The 18199-nt window shown below is 34.7% G+C and carries 19 protein-coding genes and 2 tRNA genes; 20 read left to right on the top strand and 1 reads right to left on the bottom strand.

Annotation, left to right across the window (positions count from 1 at the left end; translation table 11 throughout):
* Positions 1 to 206 precede the first annotated feature (206 nt).
* The 20 genes from Q0A18_RS13275 (at position 207) to Q0A18_RS13180 (ending at position 17187) form a co-directional block, all read left to right on the top strand.
* Complete coding sequence (locus tag Q0A18_RS13275; RefSeq protein ID WP_292010631.1) at positions 207 to 1055, top strand: energy transducer TonB; 849 nt, start codon at positions 207 to 209, stop codon at positions 1053 to 1055.
* Between the two features lie 166 nt (positions 1056 to 1221).
* Complete coding sequence (locus Q0A18_RS13270; RefSeq protein ID WP_292010630.1) at positions 1222 to 1995, top strand: AAA family ATPase; 774 nt, start codon at positions 1222 to 1224, stop codon at positions 1993 to 1995.
* A gap of 22 nt (positions 1996 to 2017) precedes the next feature.
* Complete coding sequence (locus Q0A18_RS13265) at positions 2018 to 2908, top strand: ParB/RepB/Spo0J family partition protein (RefSeq protein ID WP_292010629.1); 891 nt, start codon at positions 2018 to 2020, stop codon at positions 2906 to 2908.
* Positions 2909 to 3547 (top strand): DUF5683 domain-containing protein, encoded by a 639-nt coding sequence (locus Q0A18_RS13260; RefSeq protein ID WP_292010628.1) that lies wholly within the window; start codon positions 2909 to 2911, stop codon positions 3545 to 3547.
* 17 nt (positions 3548 to 3564) lie between these two features.
* Entirely contained in the window at positions 3565 to 4266 is a 702-nt protein-coding gene (gene dapB / locus Q0A18_RS13255) for a 4-hydroxy-tetrahydrodipicolinate reductase (protein ID WP_292010627.1), read from the top strand.
* Between the two features lie 81 nt (positions 4267 to 4347).
* The gene (gene lepB, locus Q0A18_RS13250) at positions 4348 to 6000 is read left to right on the top strand and encodes a signal peptidase I (protein ID WP_292010626.1); all 1653 of its coding nucleotides are present in this window, start codon (positions 4348 to 4350) and stop codon (positions 5998 to 6000) included.
* Between the two features lie 62 nt (positions 6001 to 6062).
* Entirely contained in the window at positions 6063 to 6680 is a 618-nt protein-coding gene (locus Q0A18_RS13245) for a WbqC family protein (RefSeq protein ID WP_292010625.1), read from the top strand.
* Between the two features lies 1 nt (position 6681).
* On the top strand, positions 6682 to 8361 hold the full coding sequence (locus tag Q0A18_RS13240) for a S8 family serine peptidase (protein ID WP_292010624.1): 1680 nt from the start codon (positions 6682 to 6684) through the stop codon (positions 8359 to 8361).
* A gap of 123 nt (positions 8362 to 8484) precedes the next feature.
* Positions 8485 to 8973 (top strand): lipocalin family protein, encoded by a 489-nt coding sequence (locus Q0A18_RS13235; protein WP_292010623.1) that lies wholly within the window; start codon positions 8485 to 8487, stop codon positions 8971 to 8973.
* A gap of 26 nt (positions 8974 to 8999) precedes the next feature.
* Positions 9000 to 9689, top strand: a complete 690-nt coding sequence (locus Q0A18_RS13230; RefSeq protein WP_292010622.1) for an OmpA family protein — start codon at positions 9000 to 9002, stop codon at positions 9687 to 9689.
* A gap of 109 nt (positions 9690 to 9798) precedes the next feature.
* On the top strand, positions 9799 to 10686 hold the full coding sequence (locus Q0A18_RS13225; protein ID WP_292010621.1) for a decaprenyl-phosphate phosphoribosyltransferase: 888 nt from the start codon (positions 9799 to 9801) through the stop codon (positions 10684 to 10686).
* Positions 10686 to 12002, top strand: coding sequence for an FAD-binding oxidoreductase (locus tag Q0A18_RS13220; protein ID WP_292010632.1), 1317 nt, complete (start codon positions 10686 to 10688; stop codon positions 12000 to 12002). Before Q0A18_RS13225 ends, Q0A18_RS13220 begins: the two co-directional genes overlap by 1 nt.
* 3 nt (positions 12003 to 12005) lie before the next feature.
* Positions 12006 to 12731: an SDR family NAD(P)-dependent oxidoreductase gene (locus Q0A18_RS13215; protein WP_292010620.1), complete on the top strand. Its 726-nt coding sequence runs from the start codon at positions 12006 to 12008 to the stop codon at positions 12729 to 12731.
* Positions 12732 to 12736: 5 nt separating this feature from the next.
* Entirely contained in the window at positions 12737 to 13324 is a 588-nt protein-coding gene (locus Q0A18_RS13210) for an HAD family hydrolase (protein WP_292010619.1), read from the top strand.
* Positions 13325 to 13348: 24 nt separating this feature from the next.
* Positions 13349 to 13819 (top strand): hypothetical protein, encoded by a 471-nt coding sequence (locus tag Q0A18_RS13205; protein ID WP_292010618.1) that lies wholly within the window; start codon positions 13349 to 13351, stop codon positions 13817 to 13819.
* A 2-nt stretch (positions 13820 to 13821) separates the two neighbouring features.
* Positions 13822 to 14997 carry a cysteine desulfurase family protein gene (locus Q0A18_RS13200; protein WP_292010617.1) on the top strand — a complete coding sequence of 392 codons (1176 nt, stop codon included), beginning with the start codon at positions 13822 to 13824 and terminating at the stop codon, positions 14995 to 14997.
* 84 nt (positions 14998 to 15081) lie between these two features.
* Positions 15082 to 15399, top strand: a complete 318-nt coding sequence (gene trxA / locus Q0A18_RS13195) for a thioredoxin (RefSeq protein WP_292010616.1) — start codon at positions 15082 to 15084, stop codon at positions 15397 to 15399.
* A 127-nt stretch (positions 15400 to 15526) separates the two neighbouring features.
* A tRNA-Asp gene (locus tag Q0A18_RS13190) sits at positions 15527 to 15600 on the top strand.
* A gap of 31 nt (positions 15601 to 15631) precedes the next feature.
* A tRNA-Asp gene (locus Q0A18_RS13185) sits at positions 15632 to 15705 on the top strand.
* Between the two features lie 252 nt (positions 15706 to 15957).
* Complete coding sequence (locus Q0A18_RS13180) at positions 15958 to 17187, top strand: site-specific integrase (RefSeq protein ID WP_024564996.1); 1230 nt, start codon at positions 15958 to 15960, stop codon at positions 17185 to 17187.
* Between the two features lie 209 nt (positions 17188 to 17396).
* Here the strand turns inward: Q0A18_RS13180 and Q0A18_RS13175 are convergent.
* Positions 17397 to 18199, bottom strand: an 803-nt coding sequence (locus tag Q0A18_RS13175) for a GLPGLI family protein (RefSeq protein WP_292010615.1), incomplete at its 5' end; no start/stop codon positions are given.

Raw genomic sequence — 18199 nt, 5'->3', positions numbered from 1 at the left:
TTATGAAAAAAATATTAAAATAAAGCTTCGTGGTTAATAATTCTTAATTTTGTAGATTTTTTTTTGATAAATTATTATAAATATTTTTAAAATATTGTTTTATTTATTTTGTTTTGGCAGATATTTTGATATTGTAACAATACTTATCGATAAGGAGTATAAAACTAATAATCATCATTTATTAACAGTTTAAATATTTATTAGTGATGAAAAACCTACACCAGAGTGAAGAATTTCGTTTCAATGAAATTCTTTTTGAGCATCGTAACAAAGAGTATGGTGCTTATGTTTTAAGAAATGAGTCAGACAGAATATTAACAAAATCACTTTTTATAGGAGTGGGTTTGTTGGCTGCTATTTCTATTACTCCTCTTATTATTTCTGCTTTTAAGCCTATAGAGGTAATAACATCGGATGGAGGAGGATTTATTGAGCTTCCGCCTATGCATAACGTAGATACGCCAGAAGAACCACTTGTTGTGGTGCCTGTACAAGCGGCTCAGCCTCCGGTAAAACAATATGATAGTACAGTTCCTGAACCTACGACAGGTGCTCATGAAACTCCTACAGAAGCTATTCCGGAAGGTGCGGTAGCAGGAATTAAAAATGATTTTAATGCAGAACCTGCTAAATCTGATGAATATATTCCGATAACTCCTACTATAGGTACAGGAAGAACGGTAGCACCGCCTCAGATAGTAGCACCTCCTAAAGCACCTGAAGTTCCAAATGATCATGTAGCTGATGGAAGTGAATTAAGTGTGGAAGCTAATTTTGTGGGAGGGATCGACTCGTTCAGGGCTAAAGTAATGGACAGATTTGATAACTCAGGTTTTGACGGAAATGAGGGAGTAATGACAACCACTGTTACTTTTATCGTGGAGAGGGACGGAACCATTTCTGGAATCAAAGCCAATGGAAAAGATACCAACTTTAATAATGAAGCCTTACGAACCATTAAATCTATTAAGGGAAAATGGATTCCGGGAAAAAATAAAAAAGGAGAAGCCGTAAGAAGTTATTTCAAATTTCCGATTTCTATGAAATTTGAATAATCTATATTAAAACAAATCTTGACAGTTATCCACAAAAAATATTTTTTGTGGATAATTTTTTTTGAGGCTTAAATTACTTATTAACAATATTTTAACTCAAATTCACTTTTCTTGATTCACTGATAGAAAATAAAAAAGTGTATTTTTGAAGTTTAAAGTTCTAATAATGGCAAAAATCATAGGTATTGCTAATCAAAAAGGAGGAGTAGGGAAAACTACTACGGCTGTAAATTTAGCTGCAGCATTAGGGGTATTGGAGAAAAAAATATTAATCATTGATGCCGATCCTCAGGCTAATGCAACATCAGGTTTAGGGGTTGAAGAAGTTCAGTATTCTACCTATAATTTACTTGAACACAGTGCGGATACTAAAAGCTGTATTCAGAAGACAAGTACACCGAACCTGGATATTGTACCATCCCACATCGACTTGGTGGCTGCTGAAATTGAATTGGTAGATAAGGAAGATCGTGAGTATATGCTTAAAAAAGCACTGGAAAGCGTAAGGGATGAATATGATTTTATCATTATAGACTGTGCTCCGAGTTTAGGATTGATCACAGTGAACGCACTTACGGCAGCTGATTCCGTTATTATCCCGATTCAGTGTGAGTATTTTGCATTGGAAGGATTGGGGAAATTATTGAATACGGTTAAAAACGTACAGAAGATCCACAATAAAGATTTAGATATTGAAGGATTGCTGCTTACGATGTTTGACGGTAGGTTAAGGTTATCCAATCAGGTGGTGGAAGAAGTGAATGCACACTTCCCTGAAATGGTTTTTGAAACGATCATCAGCAGAAATGTAAGATTAAGTGAAGCGCCGAGTTTTGGAGAAAGTATTCTGAATTATGATGCCGAGAGTAAAGGGGCTATCCAATATATTCAGTTAGCAGAAGAAGTTCTGCTTAAAAACGAAAATTTAGTTAAAAATTAATTAGTATAAAGCTGAGTCATTTATGAAGGACAAGAAAAGAGCTATGGGGCGTGGTTTGGGAGCTATTTTGAGTGCAGAATCCAAAGCAACAATCAATTCTGCTACAGATGAAGGAGCGGATAAATTCGTAGGGAATATTGTAGAAATAGCTATTGAAGATATTTACCCGAATCCAACTCAGCCAAGGACTTATTTTGATGAAAAAGCTTTAAATGAACTCGCTCAATCCATTAAAAATCTTGGAGTCATTCAGCCGGTGACATTAAGAAAAGATGGTGAGAAGTTTGAAATCATTTCAGGAGAGAGACGTTATCGTGCAAGTAAAATTGCAGGATTAACCTCCATTCCGGCTTATATTCGTCTTGTAAATGATCAAGAGCTGTTGGAAATGGCTCTTGTAGAAAATATTCAAAGAGAAGATCTTGATTCTATTGAGATTGCACTTACTTATCAAAGATTGTTAGATGAGATCGGAATGACTCAGGAAAATCTGAGCCAGAGAGTAGGAAAGGACAGAAGCACCATTACCAACTCTATCCGTTTATTAAGATTGAGTCCTGATATTCAGAATGCCATCCGAAGTGGAGAAATTTCTGCAGGACATGGTAGAGCAATTATAAGTATCGAAAGTGACGAATTACAGAAGTTATTATTTGATAAGATTATAAAAGAACACCTGAACGTTCGTCAGTCCGAACAGGCAGCTGCTATCCTTAAAAATCCGGAATCACCCGCAGCAAAAAAAGCAAAAGTTGAACTTTCGAATAATTATAAGAAAGCTCAGAAAACAATTGCAGATATTTTAGATGTAAAAGTGGAGATCAAAACCTCCGGAAATGGTAAAAAAGGTAAAATTGTTCTGGACTTCAAAAATGAAGATGAACTGGAATATATTTTGTCTCATATTAAATAAATGAAGAAAGTACTTTTCACATTCTTTTTGTGTGTATTCGCAATCGCATATTCACAAGTTAATCCTAATGATACGATCCGGGTGGAATATCATCCTAAGGATAGTATCTCTGCTGCCAAGCCTTCCAAATCCGAAGCTGCGGTCATTGCAGATCTGGAGAAAGCCAATGGTCCCACCCAAAATGTATTAAAACTGAATCCTACAAAAGCAGGCTTATATTCAGCAGTTTTACCGGGATTAGGACAATTCTATAATAAAAAATATTGGAAAATTCCGATTGTTTGGGGAGCTGTAGGCGTAGGGGCCGGAATTGCCATCTGGAATGATAATCAGTATAAAAAATACAGGGAATATTACGTAGCTAAACTGAATGGAACCCCTAATGAATTTGTGGACAGTCATCCTTGGCTGGATAAAGTAGCTTTGGGGAATGCTCAGGACAGATCTAAAAGACAAAGAGATTATGCCATTGCCATTACAGGATTGATCTATATTCTGAATATTGTGGATGCAGTAGTTGATGCTCACCTTTATGAAGGGCGTCATGATCCGGATCTTACTTTTAGTCCGGCAGTTATTCAGGATAATTTTGGAATTAACCCTCCTAAAACCGGATTGAGTTTAAGTTACAGATTTTAAAAAATACAAATCAATTTATGAAAATAGCACTAGTTGGATATGGGAAAATGGGTAAAATAATCGATGAAATTGCGACCCAAAGAGGACATGAAGTTGTTGCCCGTCTCAAGGAAACTCCAACCGCTGAAAACCTTAACAGCCCCGATGTAGTGATTGAATTCTCTCTTCCGGAGGTTGCTTTTGAAAATATTAAAGCTTGTCTTGAAAATAAAATACCCGTTATTTGCGGAACTACCGGCTGGCTGGATAAGAAAGATGAAGTGGAGAAATTGGCAATTGCTAATGGTACTGCTTTCCTTTATGGGTCCAATTTCAGTTTAGGAGTAAATCTGTTTTTTGCCCTTAACGAAAAGCTGGCTGATTTGATGAAAAATGTGGATGAATATACCTGCCAGATGGAAGAAATTCATCATATCCATAAAAAAGATGCTCCGAGTGGAACAGCTATTTCCCTTGCAGAAGGAATTATTAAAAATAATCCTAAGTTCAATGCATGGAAGCTGGATGAAACTGTAGAAGACCAGCTTGGAATTTTTGCGATCAGAGAAAACGAAGTTCCGGGAACCCACAGTATTTTCTATAGAAGTGAGGTAGACGAAATTGAAATAAAACATACTGCTTTCAACAGAAACGGATTTGCATTAGGAGCAGTAGTAGCTGCAGAATGGATTAAAAATAAGAAAGGAAACTTTTCCATGAAAGACGTTTTAGGATTGTAAATTTGTAACAAAATCCTAAAGAAGTAAACTAATAAAGTGTTGTTAAACACAAATTATTAACAGACACAGGTAACAAAATTTATGAATTACTTTTTAACCTATACAGTATACGTGCTTATTCTATCCTTATTAATGGGGATTTCTACATGGAAGCTGTTTAAGAAAATGGGGTATAATCCGATCTTTGCTTTTATACCTTTCTATAATTACTTTATCATCCTTAAAGAAACCAAACATCCTAAATGGTGGGCTATTTTGTCTTATCTGCCTATTGTAGGTCCTATTATGATGTCGGTTTTCCATCTCTATTTAATGAAGAAATTCGGAAAGAATCTGTTTCAGCATCAGCTGCTTACAGTAGTCCTTCCGTTTATTTATATGGCAACAGTTAACTATTCCAAAGATGTGGAGATAGAAACTGAAGCAGAAGAAATTTATTTTGCAGGAGAAGAAAAGGAAGAAAAAAAGAAGGACTCTTTTATTGGTTCAATTACTTTTGCAGTTGTTTTTGCTACGATAATACACGTTTTTGTAACCCAGCCTTTCGGGATTCCTACAGGATCTATGGAAAGAACCCTGTTGGTAGGTGATTTCCTTTTCGTGAATAAATGGAGTTATGGTTACAGAATGCCGATGCGTCCATTAGCGATTCCTTTTTTACAGGGAACAATTATGGATACTGGAGAGCCTGGAAATCCTAAAGATGATCCTAAATCTTATGTAGACGGAGTAAAACTTCCTTACGAAAGAATTTTACAGTTCAAGAAGCCACAGAGAAATGATGTTGTAGTATTTAACTACCCTCAGGATTCCGTACATACGGCAATTGACAGAAAAGATCCGTATGTAAAAAGATGTGTTGCTGCCGCTGGGGATACTTTTGAAATGAGGGCTGGAAGGCTTTTTGTTAACGGAAAGCCAGAGACAGTTCTTGGTGATCAGGAAGTCCAGCATGCTTATACAGTAGAAACCGGAGCACAATTGGATATTCCGGGATTATATAATACGTATGGCTTCTTGCCGGTAAGGGAAATGCAGACTGACAAAGGTTTTGTATATGCGTTTCAGGGACTTACCGATAAGACAGCAGCTGATATCAAAGCATTACCGAATGTAATTGCAATGGAAGAAAGTATTTATCCTAAAGATTCAGCTACCATTTCATATAAACTTAATGCAGATAAAACTGCCTATACTAAAAGTATAGATACAACACAGTCTATCTTTCCTATCAATAAACCTTGGAATCAGGATTGGTATGGCCCTGTAAGAATTCCTAAAAAAGGAGATGTTGTAACAATCAATAAAGAAACTCTTCCGATGTATCAGTGGATTATTTCGGAATATGAACACAATAGCCTTGTTAATAGGGATGGTAAGATCTTTATCAATGGCCAGGAAGCTAATCAGTATACCATTAAGCAGGACTATTATATGATGATCGGAGATAACAGAGATGCATCACTGGATGCGAGATTCTTTGGATTTGTGCCGGAGGAAAATATAGTAGGGAAGCCAATGTTTACCTGGATGAGTTTGCAGGGAGCATTTAAAGATGCGAGTTCTACTTACCAGGCGCCATTTAAGATCCGTTGGGAAAGAATGTTTAAAGCAACCAATACAGGAGAAGCTAACAAAACATCCTACTGGTGGATTGCAGCTATGATCCTGATCCTGTTCTTCGGGTGGGAATATTTTGTAAAGCTTTTCAAAAAGAAAAAGACAGAAGAATAATTAAAATATAACCAAAATAGAATGAAGTATTTAAGAAAATACTTCATTTTTGTATCATGAATATGAAGAATGTATTATTACCGGTATTTTATCTGCCACCGATTTCATGGTTTTCGGTTTTTTTAGACCCTGAAAATGAAGTTATATTGGAGCAGTTCGAAAACTTTCCAAAGCAGACTTACAGAAACAGAGCTAATATCTATGGGGCAAATGGTAAATTGTCACTCATTATTCCGATTCATCATAACGGAAAAAGGAAAATGAAAGATATTGAAGTCTCGGAATCGGAAGACTGGAGAAAGCTTCATTGGAAATCTATAAAAACAGCTTATCAAAGTTCTCCGTATTTTGAATTTTATGAAGATAAGTTCATACGTCTGTTCGAAGAAAAAGAAAAGTATCTATTGGATTTTAATCTGAAAGGATTAGAGGTAATTCAGCAAATATTTAAAACCGAAAAGGCACAATCTTTGAATAAAGAATATATCAAAAATCCCGGAGAAATAGATTTTAGAGAGAAGTTCTCTGCTAAAATACCTTTAGAATTTGAGGTGGAAGAATACTATCAGACCTTTTCCGATAAGTTAGGTTTTATAAAAGATTTATCTGTTTTGGATTTAATTTGTAACAAAGGGCCGGAATCTTTGACTTATTTAAAAAATATTAAACAATTATACTAACATGAAAAAAATATTTTTAGCTGCAGTTTTTTTGACAGGCTTTAATGTTGCATTTGCACAGGAAGCTCAGGGAACAAATCTTGACCCCAAAGAGAATAAGGATTTAATGACTTGGTATCATAAAGATTATGCTTCAACAAAAGTATATGGAATAAATACCGAAAATGCCTATAAATATTTAGAATCTAAAGGACTAAAACCAAAAACTGTAGTAGTGGGAGTGTTAGATAGTGGTGTTCAGGTAGATCACCCTGGATTGGTGAAAAACCTTTGGACTAATCCGAATGAAGTTCCTAATAATGGTAAGGATGATGATGGAAACGGATATATTGATGATGTTCACGGATGGAATTTTATCGGAGGTAAAAATGGAGATGTTGATATTGATAATATGGAGGTAACCCGTGTGGTGAAAAAATATAAACCAATATTTGAAGGAGATGATTCTGCAAAAAATAAAGCAAATCAGGCTAAAATGCCGGAAGAATTTGCAATGTATATGAAATCAAAAGAGTTGCATACTAAGAAAAGTGTGGAGGCAAGTCAGAACTTTCAGACTTATTCTATGATCAACGAACTGATTCCTACTATGATTAAACTATTGGGAAATAAAACAGTTACTTCGGAAAATGTAGCAACTCTAAAACCTGCAGACCAGAATGAAGCTATTGCAATTCAGATATTGACGCAGACTGCTCAAAGTCCTGAATTTAAAGGAAAATCCCCAGCTGAGTTCGAAAAGGTAATGAAGGAGCAAATGAAAGAAGCTTTGGATTATTTCGGGCCTCGAGAAAAACAATATAATCTGGACTATGATACAAGGGCTGAAATCGTAGGAGATAACTATGATGATTATTCAGAGAGAATCTATGGTAACAATCATTATGAAGGTCCCGATGCAGAACACGGAACTCACGTGGCAGGTATCATTGCCGGATTACCACAAGGTAAGGAAGTGCAATATGGTGTAGCTTCCAAAGTGGCAAAAATTATGTCAGTGAGAACGGTTCCAAACGGAGATGAAAGAGATAAGGATGTTGCTAATGCGATCAGGTATGCCGTGGATAATGGAGCTAAAGTTTTGAATATGAGCTTTGGAAAACCGGTTTCACCAGGTAAGAATGTGGTTTGGGATGCATTTAAATATGCAGAAGATAAAGGCGTTTTATTGGTAAAAGCTGCAGGAAATGAAAATGAAGATGTAGCAGAACATTTGGCTTATCCTACTAATTTTAAAAATGTAACGGATGAAAAACCGTTTGTAAGCAATGTAATTGTAGTAGGTGCCAGTACTAACAGAAACAATGAGCTAAGAGCAAGCTTCTCCAACTACAATAAAAAAATGGTGAACGTATTTGCACCAGGAGAAGAAATCTACTCTACGGTTCCGAAAAACGAATATAAATACCTTCAGGGAACTTCAATGGCTTCTCCGGTAGTAGCGGGAGCGGCAGCTGTTTTATTGGCTTATATGCCAGGACTTACACCTGCTCAGGTTATTGAATCCTTAGTGAAAACAAGTAATCCCAGTACCGAGAATGGATTTAAAGATAATTCTCAGGCAGGAGGTGTTATCGATTTAAAGAAAGCGGCAGAATATGCTTATACTAATTTTTATAATGGAAAATCTTCCAATGTGAAAAAGGCAGAAAAAGCAGCAAAAAAAGCTGTTAAAAAATAAAATAGATTCATTATTTGAACCTTAAATAAAAAAGTCCGGATGTCCGGACTTTTTTATTTTATTTATGATCAATTTGGCACGGTTTTTTGTAATCATATTATATATAAAATAATAAACAACAATATGAAAAAGTTACTACTTGCAGGAATTTTGGGAGCTTCACTTTTCACAGTGTCTTGTTCCGCAACAAAAAATGCACAGACGTCACAAAATCAAAGAGCTGAATTCTTGAAATTGAAAGGAGATTGGCAAATCGTAAGTGTTGATTATGATAAGGGATTTAAAATCAAGCCTTTTGATGAAGGTGCAGATGCTCAATGTTTTGTAGGAAGCCAGTGGAAATTGGTTCCTAATAATTATACCGGTTCTTATTCTTTAAACGGAGGTGGAGATTGCCCAAGCTTTACTCAACCTATTAAATTTGAAGTAACGAACGGAAGTACCTTTATGTTTAAAAAAATAGCAAATGGTACCAAAGCAAAACAGAACACCGTAGGTTATTCTCTGAATCTGGTCAACCAGTCTGAAAATCAGTTTTCTCTTGAACAGAATGTTCCTTTTGATGGAGAAAATGTGAGAGTAGTATATAACTTTCAAAGAACAGGAAAATAATTGATTAACCTTAAAGATTTAAAAAAATGAAATTTAATAAAACATATATTGGAGGGCTTTTCTTATCATCAGCTTTATTATTAACAAGCTGTGAAGCTATTCAGAATTCTAATCACCAACAACGAGGTACTGCCGTAGGAGCGGCATCTGGTGCTGTTTTAGGAGGTATCCTTGGAAATAATGTAGGTAAAGGCGGAAATGGTGCATTAGGAGCAGTATTGGGTGGTGTTATCGGTGGTGTTGCAGGTAATGTTATCGGTAATAAAATGGATAAGCAGGCCAAAGAAATTAAAGAAACTTTACCTGGAGCAGAAGTAGAAAGAGTAGGTGATGGTATCAAAATTACTTTAAATGAAAGTATCGTTAATTTTGATTTTGATTCTTCCGCCCTTACCGCTACGGCAAAATCCAATCTTGATAAACTTGCTGAAGTGTTAATCAACAATCCTGATACTAATATTAATATTTACGGACACACTGATAGTAAAGGATCAGATTCTTACAACCTCTCACTTTCAGAAAGAAGAGCGGGATCTGTGAAGTCTTATTTAAGTGCTAAAGGAATTGCATCAAGCAGATTATTTGCAAAAGGTGAAGGTGAAAGCATGCCTGTAGCTACAAACGAAACAGAGGAAGGAAGAGCTAAAAACAGAAGAGTGGAGTTTGCTATTACTGCTAATGAGAAAATGATTAATGATGCTCAACAAGGTCAGTAGTTAATTTTAATATATAAATATTTTCTTATCTAACCGCCTCGGCGGTTTTTTTCGTATTTTTATACTATAAATTTTTAATTTTAGTATTTTTGCAATTGAATCAACATAAATGAAGAAATATCTAAAACTGCTCCGCGTAGAGCAATGGGTAAAAAACGTGTTTGTTTTTGTACCGCTGTTTTTTTCGGGTAATATCAAAAATTTACATTTACTCACGGAGAGTGTGTTTGCCTTTATTATTTTTTCATTGGCAGCAAGTGTCGTGTATATCCTCAATGATTATAATGATATAGAGGCTGATCGGCAGCATCCCGAGAAGAAAAACAGACCTTTAGCCAGTGGAGCTATCTCGAAACCTCAGGCTGTGACCATCCTGATCGGAATGGTTATTTTGGATATTGCACTGATTCTTTTCTCACAGTTTTACTTTCATCAGAATTTATGGAAATTTGCTGCTATAATAGGCTTTTACTTTGTTATGAATGTGGCCTATACTTTCAAATTGAAACATGTTCCTATAATTGATATTTTCATTATTGCAATCGGCTTTGTACTGAGAGTACTGGCGGGGGGATATATTACCGGAATTTTCATATCTCAGTGGGCTATACTTCTTACCTTTATCTTAGCATTAATTCTTGCAATAGGAAAAAGAAGAGGAGAACTTATCAACGCCCAGGTGTCGGGAAAAACACGAAAAGCGCTTGATGGGTACAATGTACAGTTTGCAGATATTGCATTATCTATATCTGTAACACTCACGATTGTATGTTATTTAATGTTTACCCTGTCACCGGAAGTTCAGGCCAAGTTCCATCCTAGAGTCTTCTATACGGTAATCTTTGTTGTATTCGCTCTTTTAAGATATTTACAGCAAACGCTGGTATACAACAGGACGGAGTCTCCTACTAAAATTATTTACAGAGACCGTTATATCCAGGTTACCTTATTGTTATGGGTGGTGACATTTTTAATTCAAATTTATTTTAAAGAATGATGAAACCTAATTTTGTTCAAAAAGTGACCAACTGGGGCAATTTTCCCGTAGTGGAAAAAGAAATGAGATCCGAAGACAGCCTCGGTAAAATAAAAAATTTTGTTCTCGGTAATAATGAAGTAATTGCGAGAGGAAACGGAAGGTGTTATGGAGATGCTTCGTTGGGAGAACACATATTTTTAACGAAGAAATTAAATAAATTCATCAGCTTTGACCGATTAAATGGTGTCATAGAATGTGAATCCGGAGTTTTACTTTCTGAAGTACTGGAAGTATCAGTTCCCCAGGGGTATTTTTTATATGTAACACCGGGAACGAAGTTTATCAGCATAGGAGGTGCTATCGCCTCCGATGTACATGGTAAAAATCACCATGCTGAAGGTTGTTTCTCAGAATATGTTACGGAGTTCAAATTAATGAATGAAAATGGAGAGGTAATCACGTGTTCAAGAGAAGAAAATGCTGATAAGTTCTGGGCAACAGTAGGTGGAATGGGACTGACAGGAATTATTATTTCAGCTAAATTCAAATTAAAAAATATAGAATCAGCTTACATCCGTCAGGAAAGTATTAAAGCAGATAATCTGGATGAAATTTTCAGGTTATTTGACGAAAGTGAAAGCTGGACGTATACAGTAGCCTGGATTGATTGTCTTCAGAAAGGAAAAGATATAGGAAGGAGTATTCTGATGAGGGGAGAACACGCTTTTCAGCATGAGCTGCCTCAAAAAATGACTAAAAACCCATTAAGGCTAAAAGAGAAATTTAAGCCCACTGTACCTTTCTATTTTCCTAATTTTGTGTTGAATGCCCTTACAGTAAAGATTTTCAATTTACTGTATTATAAAAAACAGGCTAAAAAAGAGGTAAAGAATTTTATAGATTATGAAACTTTCTTTTATCCACTGGATGTAATCAATGATTGGAATAAAATATATGGTAAATCCGGGTTTATTCAATATCAGATGGTAATTCCAAAAGAAAAAGGAAAAGAAGGGATGAAAAAAATCCTGGAAACAATTGCGAATAGTGGAAACGGATCTTTCCTTGCTGTTTTAAAACTTTTTGGAAAACATAATCCACAGGCATATAATTCATTTCCGATGGAAGGATATACGCTGGCTCTGGATTTTAAAGTGAATTCAAAGCTTAAAAAATTAGTTGAGCAGCTGGACAATATCGTTCAGGAGTTTGGAGGAAGAATTTATTTAACGAAAGATAGTATGAGTAAATCTTCTTTAACGAACTATCTGAAAAATGTTCAGAGTTCTAAATTTGTGTCCTTACAGCATAAAAGAATTTTAAATAATAACTAGCCAATGATTGTTCTAGGAAGTACATCAGAAGTAGCTCAGTCTTTTGTAGAAAAAGCATTACTTGAAGGAGAAAAGTTTGAAAAAATATATTTTTTTACCTCTAATAAAGAAACCACGGAGAGGTTTGCCCGTCATATCGATGTGAAATTCGTACAGCAATCTGAGGTTATTGAATTAGATCTCATGAAAGAAATTGATTATAACCGTTTTGGAAATATCAATTCAAATCTGTTGTTTTGCGCAACCGGATATTTGGGGGAAGGGACTGAGGAAGGGTTATATGATAATAAAAATACAGAACGTATTATCGATATTAATTATTCCAAATTGGTTCCTGTAATGAACTATTTTGCCCAGAAAATGGAAAATAAAAGATCAGGGACTATTATAGGTCTATCTTCAGTAGCCGGAGACAGGGGAAGGCAAAGTAATTTTATTTACGGAAGTGCTAAAGCTGCATTTACTGCTTATTTAAGTGGATTAAGAAATTATCTTTTTGATAAAAAGGTACATGTTCTTACCATTAAGCCAGGGTTTATGGCGACTAAAATGACTGAAGGGCTACCATTAAACCCAAAGCTGACAGCAACTCCGAAGCAGGCCGCCAAATGCATTTATAAAGCTTATAAAAAGAAAAAGAATGTAGCTTATGTATTACCCGTCTGGGGAATTATTATGATGATCATTAGGAATATTCCTGAATTTATATTTAAAAAATTAAAGCTTTAATAAAAATGAAAAAATTGTATTGTTTTGATTTTGACGGGACCATAACTTATAAGGATACAATGTTTATGTATCTGAAGTTTTACAATCCTACAAAATACCATATACAGTTTTTAAAACATGTTCCGCTATTTATATTATTAAAGTTGAAACTGGCCGATACAGAAAAAGTAAAGAAAAGCTTTATAGGATCTGTTCTGAAAGGGCAGTCTCAACAGAAAATAGAAAAAAAAGCCCAGAAGTTCTTTGAACATCATTATCCGAAAATTGTACGTGAGAACGCTCTCGATTTTATTAAAAATATCGATAGGAATAATACACAAAGTTTATTGGTGACAGCCTCTTTGGATATTTGGGTAAAACCTTTTGCTGACGAGCTGCAAATGCAGTTGGTATCTACCCGGGCAGAATTTAAAAACGGAGTTTTTACAGGGAATTTCATAGGAAAAAACTGTAACGGAAAAGAAAAACTGGTAAGGATCAAAGAAGAGATAAACAATTCCAGATACGATAAGATCATAGCTTTTGGTGATACCTCAGGAGACAGACCCATGCTAAAATGGGCAAATGAAGGACATTATCAATTTTTTCACTAATTTTGAAACATAAAAGTGGAAAGAATGATCAGATTATTTGTATTATGTTTAGTGATTCTTACAAGTTGTACCAATATGACTACCGTGAAATCGCAAAATATTCAGAATGAAGATGATATTTTCATTTCTGAATCTCAGGGAGGTACAGGTACTCCCGAATTTACTATAATACAAAATGAACAGGACTTTCGGAAAGCGATTAACAAAAACCAGTTTCAGCTTATAGAAACAGGAAATGAATCAACTGTTGCTAAAGGTCCTGGATTTCCAAAAAACAAAAAAGTGGTGCTTTATAATCTGGGAACTTTCAGGTCCGGTGATCACAGAATCTCAGAGATCAAAAATATGGCGGTTAAGAATAATGTACTTATTGTAGAAGTTCCTTATTATGAATCGGGTGGAATGGAAATACAGATGATTTCGAATCCATGGATGATCTTTACAGTTCCCTTAGACTATCAGTTCAATTCTGTAGAATTAAAATATTCAAAATAAAAATGAACAAAATATATTTAGATAGTGCAGCAACAACAGCTCTTTCCGAAGAAGTTATTGATGCAATGGTAGATGCCATGAAGACGAATTTCGGAAATCCGTCTTCTACTCACAGTTTTGGTCAGGAAGCAAAAATTCTTATTGAAAATGTGAGAAGACAGATTGCTGAATATCTCCACGTTACTCCGGCTGAAATCATCTTTACCTCCTGCGGGACTGAATCTAATAATATGATTATTAAATCCAGTGTAGAACATTTGGGAGTAGAAAGAATTATCAGTTCTCCTATGGAGCATAAATGTGTTTCTGAAAGTACCCTTGACATGAAAAACAGAAAAGGGGTAGAAGTTGTATACATGCGCCCTAATGAAAAAGGGGATTTTGACCTTGGAAAATTTGAAGAAATTCTTAAAAGTTCCGATAAGAAAACCCTTGTCAGTTTAATGCACGCCAATAATGAAATAGGAAATCTTTACGATATTAAGAAAATTGCGGAACTGTGTAAAGAAAATAATGCATTATTCCATTCTGATACGGTACAGACAATGGCTCATATGAATCTGGATTTTTCTGAAATACCGTTAGATTTTGCGTCATGCAGTGCACATAAGTTTCATGGTCCTAAAGGAATCGGCTTTGCTTTTATAAGAAAATCTACTGGTTTAAAAGGGATTATTACCGGAGGACCTCAGGAAAGAAGTTTAAGAGCCGGAACTGAAAATGTATGCGGTATTGTTGGACTTGGAAAGGCATTAGAACTTTCTTTGGACCATATGGATTCTTACGTGAATCATATTCAGGGAATTAAAGATTATGCTATTGAAAGGTTGACAGCTGAAATTCCGGGGATAAAATTCAACGGAAGAAGTGCCGAAAAAGAAAACAGTCTTTATACTTTATTAAGTGTACTGTTACCATACAAAAACCCATTAATTAGCTTACAGCTTGATATGAAAGGAATTGCTATTTCTCAGGGAAGTGCATGTTCTTCAGGAGCCGCAAAACCTTCTATGGTGATGATGATGATATTATCGGATGATGAAATGGATAACTGTACGCCTTTACGTCTGTCTTTCAGCCATATGAATACAAAAGCTGAAATTGATACATTGGTAGAGGCCCTTAAAGAAATATCCGCTGACTTTGTTATAGAAAAAACAAATGTTGAGCATAGATAACTTTATTACTGAAAAGTAGTAATTTTGAATATTGATTTAAAGATCAATTAAGAAATAGTATATTAATTTAAATAAAATAACAAAATGGCTTTAGAAATTACGGATAGCTCATTTCAGGATGCGGTTTTAAAATCGGATAAACCGGTATTAGTTGACTTTTGGGCAGTATGGTGTGGACCTTGTAGAACATTGGGTCCGATTATCGAGGAGGTAGCAACAGATTTTGAAGGTAAAGCTGTGGTTGGAAAAGTGGATGTAGATAACAACCAGGAAATTTCCATGCAGTATGGTATCAGAAATATTCCTACTGTTTTGATTTTTAAAAACGGTGAGGTAGTAGATAAATTAGTAGGTGTAGCACCTAAAGAAGTGATCGCTGAGAAATTAAGTGCTCACTTATAAAAAATAGCTTTGATTATGAATGCTTTCCAGTTAGGGAAGCATTTTTTTTGTAAAAAACATTGTGAGATTCCAGAAAAGTTGTAATTTTGCAATCACGAAAAACAAGAGACGTTCTTTAACAAAATTTGATCCGGTAGTTCAGTTGGTTAGAATGCCGCCCTGTCACGGCGGAGGTCGCGGGTTCGAGTCCCGTCCGGATCGCAATCAAATTTGATTAAAAACAAGAACTACTGATCCGGTAGTTCAGCTGGTTAGAATGCCGCCCTGTCACGGCGGAGGTCGCGGGTTCGAGTCCCGTCCGGATCGCAACTATTAAATCAAAATAGTACAAAAAGCTTTAAAACAGATGTTTTAAAGCTTTTTTTGTTTTATACATGTTCCAAAAGGGACTAAAAAATCACAATATGAAAGTGACCTATTCAGTGACCTGTTGAAAAGGTAGAATAGAGGTCACTAAAAAGTAAGAAATAAGCCTGTTCATGGGCTTGTTCAGAAATTAAACATCTTGTGAAATGTTTTTAAAGAGTTTATGTTTAGAATTTTTAAAAACGGTATAAAATGAACAAGACATTCAATTTGCTTTTTTATCTCAAAAAAGCCAAAGTCAACACTCAGGGAGAAGTACCTATCTATATGAGAATTACTATTGATGGTAAAATTTCAGAGCTAAGTACAAAACGAACGATATTACCTTCGAAATGGAACTCTCAAGCTCAAAGTGTAAAAGGATCTTCAGAAGAATGTAAATCCCTTAATTTCTATCTTAAAACGTTTGAACAGAAAGTTTATGATACCTATCACAAACTGATAAGAGATGGCGAGCCAGTAAGCAGCGAGCTCCTTAAGAACAAACTATTGGGAAAAGATCAAAAGAATCGAATGTTAATTCCAATATTTAAGGATCATAATTGCAGAATGGAAAAGTTAGTAGGGAAGGAGTTTGCTAAGGGAACCTTAACACGTTATAAAACCTGTTTAAGTCATACAGAAGAATTTCTTCTGTGGAAATATAATATTTCTGATATTGATATCCGAAAAATAGACTATTCTTTCCTCAATGATTTTGAATTTTTTCTAAGGACTGAAAAACGTTGTAATAATAATACTGCTGTAAAGTATATTATGAATTTTGGAAAGATCATTAGGATTTGCTTGAATCATGGTTGGTTGGAAAAAGATCCATTTATGAATTATGATTCAAAATTTGATGAAGTAACAAGAGTATTTCTTAACGAGCAGGAGTTGGAAAAGCTTTTTATCAAAGATTTCAAAAATGAGCGGTTATCATTAGTCAGAGATATTTTTTTATTTAGCTGTTTTACAGGATTGGCATATATTGATACAAGAAAATTAACAGACAAAAATATCAATATTGGCTTGGATGGGACCCGATGGATCTTTACCAAACGCCAAAAGACTAAAACGACATCTAATATCCCATTGCTAGCACAGGCTGAATGTATTATTGAGAAATATAAAAATCATCCGACCTGTATAAACAGTGGAAGGCTACTTCCTATTCTCAGCAATCAAAAAATGAATGCATATTTAAAGGAAATTGCTGATCTGTGTGGTGTCAATAAAGAATTAACCTATCATATAGCACGCCATACCTTTGCTACAACAATTACTTTGTCGAATGGAGTTTCAATTGAAAGTGTGAGTAAAATGTTGGGGCATAAAAATATGAGAACAACCCAGCATTATGCGAAGATTTTGGATCGTAAAGTTAGTGAGGATATGATATTGTTAAAGCAGAAATTTATAAAGAAAGGGGAATTTATTTAATTTAATTGATTGAAAATAAAAAAAAGACGCTTCACCTCATCTGAATTTCAAATGGTTACTTTTCCGTAAAACTTGATTAGTGAGAGTATGAATGAATATGATTGTCTTTTGGATAAAATAAATAAATTAATAAGACCGTATTGAATAAATAAAATCAGTACGGTCTTTCCACATCTCATATCATACAAATTATTTATTACTATTATTATCTAGGGATAAGGGATTGCGTTATCTTTCTCAATTGGTAAATAGTATTTTTTTATGTTGTCTTGTAAACTTTTTCTTTTTCTACTAATTTCTTCAGGGTTGCTTAGACTTTGCTCTGAATCTATTGTGCCTCCTTTTTTAGCAAAGCTCTGAAGAACCTCAACAATGTTAGTATAATAATCTAATTTGATTTTTTGATATTGTTTTAGTGATACAGATATTGGTTTTTTTCCATAATGGGTTTCTAAAAAGTTATTTGTATCAAATGTTTCAGGTAGATTAAGGCTTTTTATTAAAGAATAATGAAAAATATTTTCAGAATCATATATTTCAAATATTAATCCGGATAAGCCTGTAAATTTATAAGGCCCTTCTTGAAATGGAATTTCAGAATTAAACCAGGCTGTCCAATTTCTTCCGCCAAAGTTTGTACTTGCTTTTTGAAGTGTATAATTGTCGACTTTTTTCGTTTCCTTCTGCAATTTCCAATCTATCTTATCTTTTGATGTTAGAACAAAGTAGTCATATGTGTGCGTATGAAAGGATTTATTCTCTGAACTATTGGTTCGTCTTAAAATCAATTGATCTACTTCAGAATTAGTTTGTATATCTTCTCCATTTTTTTTCCGGAGAGAATCAACCTGAAGAAACTCATAATCATAGAATTTGACAAAATTTTTGTCAATATCGAGTACCATATTGGTTTTGTTAACCTCTCCATTCTTCTGAATTGCCAATTCATAAATAAATCTATGTGTTTGAGAGATTGCAAAGCCATAGATAATAATAAAGATAAGTATAAATA

The organism is Chryseobacterium sp. (genome assembly GCF_022712095.1).
Taxonomy (GTDB): domain Bacteria; phylum Bacteroidota; class Bacteroidia; order Flavobacteriales; family Weeksellaceae; genus Chryseobacterium.
Note: the sequence above shows the minus strand (reverse complement) of the source record. Positions and strands in the feature narration are given on the sequence as shown.